Below are 13,051 nucleotides of genomic sequence, written 5' to 3'. Positions count from 1 at the left end.
CGCCTACGGAGTCGGGCCGTCGAGACGCCCCTGACGCGCCGTGAACTCGCGGGCGACGAATTGCTCGCGCGCGATCCGCTCGACGTAGTCGAAATCTCGGAGGATGTCCCGCAGCTCCCGCCGGAACGCTATCCGCCTTTCGGCGAGGTCCGCGGCGGGCGCGAGCAGGTCCTGGTCGACGACGACCTGGCGTGCGGTGGCGAACAGCAGCGTCGACACCGATTCGCTGCTGCGGACCCGGGCCTGGGCGACGTATTGCCGGCCGACGCCGAGCGCCAGCTCCGTCAGTTCCTTCTGGCCGACATCCGCCGGGGCGCCGCGCAGCACGTCGGCGACGATCTCGTACGCCTCGAAGAAGACCCGCAGCATCGCGTCGGACATCAACGGACGCTTGGCGAACAGCATCGCGTCGATCTCGTCTCCCCCGGCGGCGACGTGGGCTTCCCAGTCGTCGTGCCATGCCATCTCTTCGGCGATGTTGTCCCGGAACGCCGCCGAATCGGCGAAGTAGAAATCGAATTTCAACAGGTCGCGCAGCCGCATCGCCTGGTCCCAGAAGGCCTCCATGCGGTCGCCCTCGGCGTGCCTGGCGTGCGCCAGCGCGAGTTCGACGATCGAGGTCTCCAGGAAGGCATGGATCACCGAGTTGCGGTAGAAGGCGGCGGCGTGCTGTTTGTCGGGCGCGATGAGCCACACCGGTTCGCGGCCGCCGTCGACGCGGGTGATCGGGTGCCCGCTGGACAGCGCGTCGACCGCCGCACGCACGCCGTCGCGCGAGCGTAGCCGCAATGCGCTGGTGGACATCGGGATGTGCTTGCGCACGAGGTAGTCGAGCGAGTCCTGCAAGGTGTGGTGCAGCTGATCGAGCGTGAGCGCCGCGCCGCGGGTGGTCAGCAGCAACGCGCACACCAACCCCGTCGCGGTCACCGGCGTCGACTGCAGTATCCGCCACGCGACCTCGAACGACATCTTTTGCAGCGCAAGCCGTTTGGCGTCCCTGTCCCGGGCCAGCGGACCGTGCGGCGGTCCCAGGTGCTGGCGCATCGAGACCGCCTCGGGGAAGCGGACGTAGATCTTGCCGTAGTTGCGTTCGCCCTGCGCCCGGATGAAGTTGTACAGCCAGCCGATGCCCTCGGGGGTCTTCTCGCCACCGCGGGCGTAGGCGGCGTACTCGGCGGTCTCGTGCAGCTGGTCGAAGCTGATCGACACCGGCTGCAGCAGGATGTCTTCGCTGCGCCCGTCCAGGTACGCGTCGGCCACGTAGGACAGCAGACCGAGCTTGGGCGGCAACATCTTTCCGGTGCGCGAGCGGGTGCCTTCGATGGACCAGCTCAGGTTGAATCGCTTCTCGACGATGTAGCCGACGTACTCGCGCAGGACATACTTGTAGAGCGGGTCGTCGCCGATGTTGCGGCGGATGAAGATGACGCCGGAACGGCGCAACAGCGGGCCCATCAACCCGAAGGACAGGTTGATGCCGGCGAACACGTGCACCGGCGGCAGCCGGTTTTCCTGCATCGCCACCGGCACCACCGCGCCGTCGATGTAGGAGCGGTGCGAGAACAGCAGCACCGCCGGGTGGGCTTCCAGCCCGGCGCGCATCGCCGCGACCTGATACTCGTCGTAGTCGATCTCCGGGTCGAAGCCGCGGCTGAGCGCCCTGCCGAGGACGGACACCAGGTCGACGGACACCCTGCTCCACCCGGTGGCGAGCTCGTCGAGCATCCTCCCGGCTTCCTCCGCGGTCGCGCCCGGGATCTTGTGCAGCCCTTCGCGAAAACGCGTGGACGCCAAGATCTCCGGCTTCACCAGCCGCGGAGACTTGTACTGTGGGCCGAGAATTCGGTACTCCGCGCGCTCCAGCGCCAGGATGGCGCGGCGGGTGACGAACTGCGCGAAGTCGCGCTCGTCCTCCCCGACGGTGGTGTCGCGCCACTGCTGGCGCAGCTCGGAGACCTTGGCCGGCTCGCCGGCGACCACCCGCGCGCGTTGCGGATCGTCGCGAACGATGTGCTGCTGCTGACGCGGGTTGGGGTGGTAGGGGTCTCGGCCGGGGAGCAGCCCGGCGAGCTTGGCGATCCTGCCGCGTTCCGGCGGCGGCAGCCAGAACACCCGCACCGGCACGATCGAGCGGTCCTCGCCGGAACCAAGCTGTTCCACCAGCGCGGCCAGCGCCGTCGGCGGCGAAGTGCGTTGCGGCAGCGCCAATATCTCGAACGTCGCCTCGGGGTTGCCGGCACGCTGCTCGCGCACCCAGGCCGTCACCAGCTCCCTCTCGACGGGTGAGGCCATGGACGCCAATATCAGCGAGTCTTGTGCCGTGAGGACTGCGCTGGCATCGGCGGCGGATGTGGTCACGGCCGCCCTCTGGGCGGGGAGCCCGGGGTCGCGGTCCTTTTCGCCGCGGCCTTGCGCGCCGGCTTGGGGGCGGCCTTCTTCGCGGTGGCCTTGACGGCCCGCGTCCCGGCTCTCTTCGCCGCCGCCTTCTTCTCGGCGTACAGGCCGACCGCGGGCAGCTCGTCAACGGGCCAGTCGGCCAGCGTGTCCAGATAAAGCTGACGTACCTCGGCGATGTGCTCGGGCAACGTCTCAACCGTCCAGTCCCGCACCGAAATCGGCGGAAACACCGCGACGTCGACCGTGCCCGGGTTGACGACGGTGGAGTTTCGGGCGGCGACGAGCTCCGCGTTGCGGATCACGATCGGGACGAGGGGGATGCCGACCGCCATCGCGATGCGGAACGGCCCCTTCTTGAACGGCCCGACTTCGGTGGTGTCGATCCGGGTGCCCTCGGGAGCGATCACGATCGAGAGCCCCCTCTTGGCCCGCTCTTCGACCGTGTGCAGCGTCTCCACCGCGGCGACCGGATCGTCCCGGTCGATGAACACGCCGTCCAGCAGCTTGCCGAGCGTGCCCATGATCGGGTCCCGTTGCAGTTCCTTCTTGCCCACGGCGATCCAGTTGTCGCGCACCAGCGCGCCCACGATGACCGGGTCAACCTGGTTGCGGTGATTGAAGATAAAGACCGCCGGCCGCTGCGCGGTCAGGTTCTCCTCGCCGAGGACCTTGAGATTCACGCCGGCGATCGCCAGCGACAGCTGGGAGAAGGTGGAGGTGAAGAAGTTCACGCCCCGCCGCCGGTTGCGGGTGAGCACCCCGATTCCGACGGCGCCGGCGGCGACGGGGAACATCGAACCGAACCCGGCGAGTGTCCGAAGCTGGCGCTGCAGGCCCACTCGACCCCGGCTGTCGAATCTGAGGATCGGCCAGCCGCGGCGCTTGGCCACGGCGGCCATCTTTCCCTCGGGGTTGGTGGGCCGCGGGTTGCCGACCAAATACATCAGGGCGACGTCCTCGTCACCGTCGGCGTAGAAGTAGCTGTCCTTGAGGTCGATGTCGTGCTCGGCGGCAAACCGTTGCACGGCACCGGCTTTGCCCGGTCCCCACAGGATCGGCTTCTGCACGCCGCCGGTGAGGATCCCGTCCTCGTTGGTCTCGAACTTGTTGGTGAGCATGTTGGAGATTCCGAGGAAGCGCGCCACCGGATTGACCTGGATGGTCAGCGCCGACGAGCTGAGCACGACGGTGTGGCCGCGGGCCACGTGCGCCCGCACCAGCTCGCGCATTTCCGGGTAGATCCGCGACTCGATCCGCTGGACGAACAGCCGCTCGCCAACCTCCTCCAGGTCGTCCAACAGGCGGCCGGCCAGCGCGGCGGCGGCCTTGCCGATGAGGTCTTCGAACTCGATGCGCCCGAGGGTATGGCTCAGGCCGGCCTGAACCATGCTGAGCAGCTCGCCCACGCCCATGTCCCGGCGCCGCAGCCGCTCCTGGGTCAGGATCACCGCGGTGAAGCCGGCGACCAGCGTGCCGTCCAGGTCGAAGAACGCCCCGATCCTGGCGCCGGGAGGGCTGGCCATGATCTCGGCGACCGAGCCGGGCAACCGCAGGTCGGCTGGCGGCGTGGCCGTCCCGCGAGCGTTGCCCTGCTCTTTCGACACGCTCATGAGCCCGACACCGATCGCGGCGAAACGGCCGGTTCGGTGAACGAGGCGGGCACCGCGTGGGGCGCGGGATCGCCGGCCAGCGCCAGGATCTCGTCGAAACCCTCCAGCAGGCACCGGGCGAACAGCGGCTCGTTTCGCACGGACGCCCTGTCGTACCGCACGGTGATGGTGCACCAGCCGCCGCGGGAAATCAGCACCACCATCATCGCCACACCGGGCAGCGGGCCAATGCCGTACTGCCGCAAGATCTTTGCGCCGGCGATGTAGGTGTCCCCCGGGTAGACGGGGACGTTGCTGGCCTGCACGTCCGAGCCGATCACCGAGCCGGTGATCCCCTCCAGAACCGGTGTGGGCAACACGCTCAGCACCGGCGCGAGGGAACCGATGATGTTCATCGCGGGCTCGTCGCGGCGCTGCGTCATCTGGGCGCGGATCTTCTTCATCCGGGAGACCGGATCGGCGGTGCCCAACGGCGCGGCCAAGTTGACGCCGGTGAACCGGTTGCCGCCCGCGGTGTCGGCGTCGGCCCGCAGGTTCACCGGCACCGCCATCGGCAGCGTGCTGATCGGCACGCCGAGGGCCTCGTGGTAGCGCCGCAATGCGCCGGACAGGCCGGCGAGATAGGCGTCGTTGATCGATCCGCCGCCGGCCTTCGCGGCCTTGTGCAGGTCGGAGAGCTTGATGTCGATCGCTTCGGTGCGGGTGGCGAGGCTGCGCCGGCGCAGCAGCGGCGACGGCTCGGCGGCGCGGTTGATCACCCGCAGGCCCGAGAGGGCGTAACCAACCGCTCCCCCTACCGTGGACACGGGATCGAGGACCGCCCGCCCGGCCGCCGACACCGCCCCAGACACCGCGCCCACGACGCCGCCGACTATGGCGAAGGGCAGGCGGTTGAGGCCTTGGCGCATCAGGTCATTGGGCGTTAGGTCCTGCGGAATGGGTTGCGGGGGCGTCGGTTTGGGCGGCGGATCGCGCTCGAGGTCATAGATCTCCGCGAACATCTCGACGCCGCCGACGCCGTCGGTGACCGCGTGGCTGACATGCAGCAGCGTCGCGGCCCTCCCGTCGGCGAGACCCTCCACCAGGGTCGCCGTCCACAGCGGCCGGGATATGTCCATCGGCGACTGCAGGATCACCTCGGCGAGATCGAAAACCTCGCGCAGCGTGCCGGGACCGGACACGCGCACCCGGCGCACATGGAAGTCGAGGTTGAAGTCAGGATCCACCACCCACCGCGGGGCCGCCGTCGGCAAGGTCGGCACGACGACCTTCTGCCGCAGCCGCAGCACCCGTCGGGAGGCGTTGTCGAATCGGGCGCGAAACCGCTCCCAGTCCGGCGTGGTGTCGAGGAGTTCCAGCGCCATGATCCCCGACCGGGTCCGGGGATTCGCCTCACCCCGATGCATCAGATAGTCGACCGGTCCAAGCTCGTCGGACAGCCTGACGACCTCGGCCGACTCAGCCATGACCGTGAACTCGACGCGCCAACCCTGTCACCGCCGACCACGCCTCCTGCCTCGCGCCCGCAAACCGAATTGCCAACACAACGCTAGTCGGGTCGCCGCGCTGGTGAAAGGCGCGATCCGGGTGGCTCAGCTGGCCGATGTCGCCGGCAACGGCAACGAATCCGTCAGCGAGCCGGCGCGCCGCCCGTAGACGACGCCCAGGAAGTCGGCGACGGCGTCGGCGGCCAACCCCGATCGGACGGTCGGGGTGATGTCGAAAGCGTGGTGGGCGTTGGCGAGTTCGGCGTGGGCCACCGTGGCCGCTCCGGCCTCCCGCAGCGCCGCGCAGAAGGCCCGGGCCTGGCCGCTGGGAATCAGTTCGTCCTTCTCACCGTGCAGCACGAAGAACGGCGGAGCCTCGCTGTGCGCGTACGAAATCGGCGACGCCGCCCTGAACCGGTCGGGGTCGTCGGCGTAGCGGGTCTTGAAAACGAATTGCTCGAGGAACGGCAGCATCAACTCGTGCATGTTCTCCACGTCGGTGAAGTCGTACACGCCGTAATACGGCGCGGCGGCCTGGACGCTGGTGTCGGCGTCCTCGAAGCCGGGCTGGAACTCGGGATCGTTCGGGGTGAGCGCGGCCAGCGACGCCAGGTGCCCGCCCGCCGAGCCGCCGGTGATCGCGACGAAGTCCGGGTCGCCACCGTAGTCGGCGATGTTCTCGCGGACCCACGCGATCGCCCGTTTCACGTCGATGAGGTGCGCCGGAAATGTGCAGCGCGGGCTCTTGCTGTAGTTGATCGAGACGCAGATCCAGCCGAGTTCGACCATCCGGCTCATCAGCGTGTAGGCCTGACCGCGTTTGCCGTTGACGGCCCACGCCCCGCCGGGGACCTGGATGAGCACCGGCGCGCGGCGGCCGGGCACCTGGTCATGGCGCCGCCAGACGTCGAGCAGGTGTTCGCTGCCGCCCGGACCGTAGGAGATGTCGGACGTCTGCGCCGCGTACCGGCGGTGCGGCCCGGGCCTGTGCAATAGCCCGCCGCGGGGGGTGCACTCGGACTGGGCGCAGCCCGGGTGGCGCACGAGGTCGCGAAAGTCCGGCCCGAAGCACTCCTGTAGCGCGGCGGTGAGGGTTTGGTCCGCGCGCTGCGCCGCCCACGCGGCGCCGACGCGGCCGATGGACGGCGGCGAGACCCGGGACAACGCGTGCCCGGTGAGCACATGCGGGGGAAACTCGGTCGACAGCCAGCCGGCGAACCAGCCGACCGCGGACGGCGAGCCACGCAGCAACAACGCGCCGGCACGATAGGTATCCCTGGCATCGGCCGCCAGCCGCAGGGCCTGGGCACCGGCCCACGAGCACCGCGAAGTCACGGTCAAGGCCACGCTCATAGCAACGCCACCCCTCGACGTTAGGCACACGCCTCGTTGCGGTTAACGGCTGATTACCAGCCGGTGTTGTACGTGTGTCGAGGCTCAAACCATAACCGATAATCGCGGCGCGGGAAGGCTTTTCGTGCGCGTGCCGTTGCCCGACTTCGCCGGTGAGCGCCGTTGGATAGACTGACCTGCACATTGCCTCCGTAGCTCAGGTGGATAGAGCAAGGGCCTTCTAATCCCTAGGTCGCACGTTCGAGTCGTGCCGGGGGCACTGGTCAGAAGTGGTTTTCGGTCCTGCCGAAAACGCCGGTCATCGTTTATTCATCGTTTATGTCGCTTACGGCGCAGTCCAGCAGGTCAGCGACCTGGTTGTGGACACGTCCGCGGGACATGTAGCGGTCTTGGGTCATGGACACCTTTGCGTGCCCGAGGTGGTCCGCGCCGATCCGCGCTGACAGGCCCGCGTCGTCGATTAGTGTCGCCACGGTCTTGCAGAAGCTGTGCGACGTCACATCGGGCATCCCGAGCTGGTCGCGGACGGCGCGCCAGGCGGTGTTGAAGTTTTCCGGATCACGGCGATCTCCACCGTCCCGGTGTGCTCATCGGTGCGGGTCCATTCCAGGCCGAGCTGGGCATACAGCTCGTGGCGCAATGTGGCCTGATAGATGATCCCGGCGGCTTTGGCCTCGTGATACAACGACTTGGAGTCAAGCGACACCAGCGCCCCATCCATGCGGGCCTGCCGTTTGGGCACGATCACATGAGCATGTAGGTGTGGGTCACCGCAGCGCGAAGTCTCATGTCGATAAGCAATCCCCACCAAACCCGGCAACCACTGCAGATCCTTGGTCCCGCTCACCGGGTTGTGTACCCGGGTGTAGCCGGCATGCGCGTGCAGATACTCCATGGCCGCACCAACGGCCCTCTCGTGAGCGACCTGCACCGCCTTTTCCGCCACATCACCGACCAACGCCCGCACCAGCGACACACTTTTTCGGCGCCGCGAACGTCAGGTCGAACCCGTGCACGCTGGTGAGTCAAACCAGTTGTAGTGGATGAGATTTGGGGGTGCGCGCAGCGCGATCCCAAATCAGTATTGCACCTTTGTGCCAAAGTGGCAGCACCCTTTTGAGTGTTGAAATGGCGAGAATCGAAGGGGTGCAGTGGTTTTGGTATCTACTGAGAGTAGTTTAGGAGATGTTAGGGTCGGTCGAGAGTGGGCAGGCAATTGTTGAGATAGATGGGCCTGAAGGATTGAAAGAAAAGAGATTTGGGCGCTTCGGCGGCGATGACGCGAGTTGCAAGTCGCATTTGGCTGCAGCAAGCTCACCGCAAGGATGGGGCGCGGAGCGCCGGGCGAGTGACCCAGTATGTGTTCGGTGTTCGGTATTGACCGAACACCGAACACATACTATTGTTTCACTATGCTCGGAACAGCGGCCGAAGTAGAACAGGCGTTCATGGACGCCTTGGCAAGCATCGGAGTGTCTGCACGGCAGCCCGTGCACCCGGACTCAGCCGTTGATTTTTGGGTCGATATTCCGGGTGGCAATCGAGTGCCAGTTGAGGTTAAGTACACCGCGCTTGCATCCATCGATGGCCTAGCTCGCCAGATCGATCGGTGGCGTCGCGCATCGCCGGAAACGGTAGATGGCCAGGCGGTTCAGAAGGTTCTCGTGGCAGATCGAATTACGGCCGCCGCAAGAGAGGTGCTGCACGACCGCGGTTGGGGCTGGCTCGACCTCCGGGGACAGGTACACCTTGTAGCTCCTGGCCTCTTCGTGCACGCCGCCGTCGACCTGCCTGGCCTAACTACACAACGTCATTCCGACCCGTTTACTGGTAAGAGCGGTCTGGAGGTCGCAGTCGAGCTGCTGTTGCATCCTGGACAGCAAATCGGCATTAGGGCGCTAGCGAAACGAATCAATCGCTCACCGAGCACCGTGTCGGAGACAGCTGGTCGACTCCGCGAAGCGAACCTCGTCGACGAGGATCTGTCTCCTGTCGTACCCGAACTGTTCTGGAACTTGGCGTCGGTCTGGCATCCGCCATCCGTCGATGTCGATTCTCTGCCAGACATTGGCGATCATGCGGTGCTTGCGCCGCTGAAGACTGGGTTAGACGACAATGCCAAGCCAGGCTGGGCACTCAGCGACAGCCCGGCCGCCGTGCTCTACGGAGCGCCCATTGGCATTCGTAGCGACTATCCGCCAGTCCTGTACGTGCCCGACGACGTCACACTACATAGGGCGCTGCACGTCTTGGGGGCCGCGGCGAGCCCATCATCTCGCGCCGGCACGCTGAGGGCGGCACCGGTCGCAGCCGTGTGTTCCCAACGGGTAATCGGCTACGCAGAGTCAAAATGGCCTCTCGCGCAACCGCTGTTCGTCGCGCTGGACCTGGCGCAAGACCCAGGCCGAGGGCGTGAAATTCTCGCAGAATGGACGCCGCCGGAGCGGTGGACCCGTGTCTGGTAAAGAGCCCTTGATCCCACGGGTGAGTCTCGCGGGTTCATCGATGAGCGCACTCGTACACGCCATTCCGATCGCTACCTCACGCACGGGCCGACCTGTCATTCTGATCGGCGGCCTCGCGGTCATCTGCCGCATTAATGCCCCATACCGCTCCACCAGTGATGTGGACACGGTAGATCGGCGGAGAGGAAGCGATTCGTCCCAGCTCGATCTGCTGATTCGCGCGGGCGCAGAGGAGAGCGGTCCAGTAGGGGCCTTGATCGACACGCCCGCTGGCCCAATCAGAGTCGACGTAATTGAAGTTAAAGACTCAGATCTGCATCAGCTTCCGGAGGATCCCACTGGCCGGCTTCATGTTCTCGCGCATGAATGGGCAGAAGCATCGGCGACCCCGATGCTTCTCGAAGCAGACAACCTGGAGGCAGTGGAGGTTCCGGTCGCCGAACCGGGGCCCCTGGTCGCGATGAAGCTTCAATCGTTGCCGGATCGAGCAAAAGACAAAGAAGCAACTGACCTACTGGATATCTCGAGATTGATGCTGGACCGCTCCACCGGAGCGCAAGCACGTAACCAGCTGGCCGGCGCTGCTCCTCAGATCCGCGAGGATGCGCTTCGTCATGTCCAACTGTGGTTCGAGCGAAACGCGGCCACGTCGGCGAGTCGAATGAAAAGTATCCCTGAGGGGCGAGAGACGACCCGCGATGACGTTCTATTCCTCGGAGAACTGTTGACCGAATCGCTTGGCGGCCGATCTTGATCCGACCCGCCGAGCGGCAGCACATCTCGATTCTCAGCACGAAGATCCGCGTACTCATCCCCTGCCTCGAACCCGCCCCGCACGGAGAGCCAGACCCGACACAATGGTCCGTAAATCGCCCTCAAGGCTTGATCAGCCAGCGGCCGCGCACGACCCCGCGACTCATCGTTTATTCATCGCCAATGTCCGCGATTCGACGGTAATTAACATCAGGGGGTTTTCCGTCAGGGCCGGTATTCGGCACCGTCCCGCCGTTAATCGACAGGTTCTCGGCTGAGCCAAAGAGCCACCACACCACCCATCACGGCGTCGCAGCTAGCCGCCAAGAATGCAATACCTACTCGTTAGCTTCGAGGTCCGCAGTGGCGCGGGCGGTGACGGTCACGGTGTCGTTCTTCGCTCTCAGCATGAAAGTCCCGCTCAGCTTCGTCGTGATCTCGCTGGACGCTGCGGGGAGTAAGGTCAAAGCGAATCGGCGCACCACGACGGCCAAAGTGAGAATCATTTCTGCCATTGCGAATTGCTGCCCATAGCACAGTCTGGGACCGCCGCCGAACGGAAACCAGGCGTACCGGTGAAGATCGTTGGTGGAACCGTCGAGCCAACGCTCGGGGCGGAATTCACCGGGATCTGCGAACCAACGGGGATCTCGCTGTGTTACGTAGGGGCACACAACAATTCGTTCTCCGGGCTGGAAGTCGTATCCGCACATCGTGATCCTGGTCTTCACGAGATGTCCCGGCAACGCGAAGATGGGCGGGTAGAGGCGCAGCGTTTCTTTGACCACGGCTTCAACAAGAGGCAGGCTTCTGATGTGTTCGAACGTCAGCTTGCCCGCGCCGGCCGCCTGTTCGATTTCAGCGCGTATGCGATTTTGCAGATCCGGATTTCTGGCCAGCAGAACACCGGTAAATGCCAGTGCGTTCGATGAGGTTTCATACCCGCCTAGGAACAGGTTGTGCAATTCATCGTGCACTTGTCGTTCCGGCAATGGCCGATCTTGTTCGTCTCGAGCCTCTAATAACATGTCGAGCAGATCCGTGTCCCGCTTCAGCCTGGCCTCATCAGGCTCTTTCAAACGCCGCTCCACGACGTTCTGGAGGAGTATTCTCAGGTGATCGGACGCCGATCGCAGCGCTGCGCGCAACGGCGTCGGAATCCGTGGATGCAGCCAGTTCCCCAAGACGAACTCGATGTTGTTAAGCAACAGCTGCCTGTCCATGACGCGTTTGATTTCGTCACTTTCGGCCTGAGTCAGATCCGCCCCAAACAACGTTCGTGTCATGATGCGCCTGGTAAGGCTTTCCATCTCGCTCTGCATTCCCAGAGCTGCGCCATCATCCCAGCGATCACACATCTGCTCGGCAAAATCGACCATGGTGTTCGTATATTCGGCAATTTTCTGTTTATGCATTCCTGGCTGCAAAATTCGCCGCTGCCTTCTCCAGAGATGCCCTTCACTCATGACCAAACCGTTGTTTCCGACCACGTTGGCATATTCTTGGAATTTGCCGAGAAAAGTTCTGCCGAGCGGGCCGTTCGCGCCCGCGGCGGCAAGAACTTCCCCCACATCGTCCGGATGGAAGAATAATGTTTCGCGCATAGGGCCTATCGACCACTCAACCGCGTCCCCGAACCGATGAAGCTCCTGGAACAAGTGCAGCCAACCTCGCGAAATCCTGCGGAGGTTATCCATCGATCGCAACGCGCGGATCCGCGGCGGGCGGTTCGCGCCATCACGGCGGTGGCCCATGGTGAACCTTTCTGTACGGTCCTACTGTTCGGCGAGACTGGTGGTTGGGCCTTCACCCGGCAGCTCGGACCATCGCGGCAGACGACCGCCGGCTGTGCAGCGCGTTACCGGACGCGTCAGCAGCGACATCGTCAGCCTCATCGGTTCGGGTTTCAGGTTGGGTGTTGATTAGGTTAGGCTAACCTAGCTCACCGTGGGTGTGTTTCCAGGTGGGCTGCTGTCGATCCGGACTCGACGCGACGTTAAATGCCCGTTGCGCCGCAAGGGTTCTCACCGCGTGACCTTGTTCGCGCCAATCGGTTGAATCGTCCTGTGACTGACGATCACCGCTCAACCAGCGGCCGATCGGTCGTCGCGGCCTTGCGATCGTCGAGGGCGATAAGGTCGGCGTCCTCGTCGAGCCGGCTGCCGGAAGATGCGGGAAGGTGCCCCCGATGAACTGGATCCAGGGTCTCGAAGCGCTCCGCTGCTCGACGTGAAGATAAGGTTGATGTCCGTGAACGCACGCCAACTCGCTTGTTCGCTGGGTACCGCGGTGGTGACAACCTGGGCGACGCTGCTGAGCGCGCCTATCCTGATCGCCTCCGCGTCCGCCGCTCCCTGCCCCGACGTCGAGGTGACGTTCGCCCGCGCCACCGACGAGCCACCCGGTGTTGGCGGCGTCGGACAGGCATTTATCGATTCGCTGCGCTCGCAGGTTGGGGGTCGGTCCCTCGGCGTGTATCCCGTCAACTACCCCGCCACCGAAGACTGGCCGCCGTCCGCATCCGCCGGCGCCAGCGACGCGAGCGCTCACGTTCAGTCGATGGCCGCGAACTGTCCCAACACGAAGCTGGTGCTTGGCGGATATTCCCAAGGCGCGATGGTGATAGACCTGATCACGATCGCCCGAGCATCGGTCGCGGGCTTTAACGCGGCGACGCTGTCGGCGGACGTGGCCGATCACGTTGCCGCGGTTGCCGTCTTCGGGAATCCGACGGACAGGTATCTGGGCGGGCCGATCAGCGCGATCAGCCCGTGGTATGGGGCTAAGGCCATTGACTTGTGTGCGCCCGGCGACCCGATTTGCTCTCCGGGCGGCTTGGCGCTGCCCACGCATGACGAGATGTTCTCCGCGGCGCACCTGTCGTATCAGCATTCCGGGATGCCCAGTCAGGCCGCGACTTTCGTGGCGAGCCATCTCTGACGCACTGGCCGCGTGCGGACACCGAACGTAACCAGCTTGGTATCAG

The 13,051-nt window shown here is 65.2% G+C and carries 7 protein-coding genes, 1 tRNA gene and 3 pseudogenes; 4 read left to right on the top strand and 7 right to left on the bottom strand.

Annotation, left to right across the window (positions count from 1 at the left end):
* Positions 1–3: 3 nt before the first annotated feature.
* The 4 genes and pseudogenes from G6N25_RS17545 to lipQ all read right to left on the bottom strand — a co-directional run bounded on the left by G6N25_RS17545 (position 4) and on the right by lipQ (position 6,847).
* Complete coding sequence (locus G6N25_RS17545; RefSeq protein ID WP_083072004.1) at positions 4–2,358, bottom strand: glycerol-3-phosphate 1-O-acyltransferase; 2,355 nt, start codon at positions 2,356–2,358, stop codon at positions 4–6.
* 17 nt (positions 2,359–2,375) lie between these two features.
* Positions 2,376–4,007, bottom strand: a pseudogene (locus G6N25_RS17540) (HAD-IB family hydrolase); the annotation flags it as partial.
* The gene (locus G6N25_RS17535) at positions 4,004–5,473 is read right to left on the bottom strand and encodes a WS/DGAT/MGAT family O-acyltransferase (protein ID WP_083072002.1); all 1,470 of its coding nucleotides are present in this window, start codon (positions 5,471–5,473) and stop codon (positions 4,004–4,006) included. The pseudogene G6N25_RS17540 and the gene G6N25_RS17535, both read right to left, overlap by 4 nt.
* A 126-nt stretch (positions 5,474–5,599) precedes the next feature.
* Positions 5,600–6,847 (bottom strand): esterase LipQ, encoded by a 1,248-nt coding sequence (gene lipQ / locus G6N25_RS17530; protein WP_083072001.1) that lies wholly within the window; start codon positions 6,845–6,847, stop codon positions 5,600–5,602.
* Positions 6,848–7,032: 185 nt separating this feature from the next.
* Here lipQ and G6N25_RS17525 point away from each other — a divergent pair.
* A tRNA-Arg gene (locus tag G6N25_RS17525) sits at positions 7,033–7,106 on the top strand.
* 46 nt (positions 7,107–7,152) lie between these two features.
* On the opposite strand, the pseudogene G6N25_RS24330 reads toward G6N25_RS17525, so the two are convergent.
* Together G6N25_RS24330 and mobF are read right to left on the bottom strand one after the other, a co-directional pair.
* Positions 7,153–7,419: pseudogene (locus tag G6N25_RS24330) on the bottom strand (tyrosine-type recombinase/integrase); the annotation flags it as partial.
* Positions 7,392–7,863 (bottom strand): annotated as a pseudogene (gene mobF, locus G6N25_RS17515) (MobF family relaxase); the annotation flags it as partial. The pseudogenes G6N25_RS24330 and mobF, both read right to left, overlap by 28 nt.
* 396 nt (positions 7,864–8,259) lie before the next feature.
* Here mobF and G6N25_RS17510 point away from each other — a divergent pair.
* Both G6N25_RS17510 and G6N25_RS17505 read left to right on the top strand, forming a co-directional pair.
* A complete protein-coding gene (locus G6N25_RS17510) occupies positions 8,260–9,312 on the top strand; it encodes a transcriptional regulator (RefSeq protein ID WP_142272434.1) in 1,053 nt (350 codons plus the stop codon).
* Positions 9,302–10,066: a prevent-host-death protein gene (locus G6N25_RS17505; RefSeq protein WP_142272433.1), complete on the top strand. Its 765-nt coding sequence runs from the start codon at positions 9,302–9,304 to the stop codon at positions 10,064–10,066. Before G6N25_RS17510 ends, G6N25_RS17505 begins: the two co-directional genes overlap by 11 nt.
* A gap of 337 nt (positions 10,067–10,403) precedes the next feature.
* On the opposite strand, the gene G6N25_RS17500 is transcribed toward G6N25_RS17505, so the two are convergent.
* Positions 10,404–11,819 carry a cytochrome P450 gene (locus G6N25_RS17500; protein ID WP_083071998.1) on the bottom strand — a complete coding sequence of 472 codons (1,416 nt, stop codon included), beginning with the start codon at positions 11,817–11,819 and terminating at the stop codon, positions 10,404–10,406.
* A 490-nt stretch (positions 11,820–12,309) separates the two neighbouring features.
* On the opposite strand from G6N25_RS17500, the gene G6N25_RS17495 reads away from it, so the two are divergent.
* The gene (locus tag G6N25_RS17495; protein ID WP_083071997.1) at positions 12,310–13,005 is read left to right on the top strand and encodes a cutinase family protein; all 696 of its coding nucleotides are present in this window, start codon (positions 12,310–12,312) and stop codon (positions 13,003–13,005) included.
* Positions 13,006–13,051: the final 46 nt, after the last annotated feature.

Source organism: Mycobacterium heidelbergense, from assembly GCF_010730745.1.
In the GTDB taxonomy this organism is placed as follows: Bacteria; Actinomycetota; Actinomycetes; order Mycobacteriales; family Mycobacteriaceae; genus Mycobacterium; species Mycobacterium heidelbergense.
This window is presented reverse-complemented; position numbering and strand designations above follow the sequence as displayed.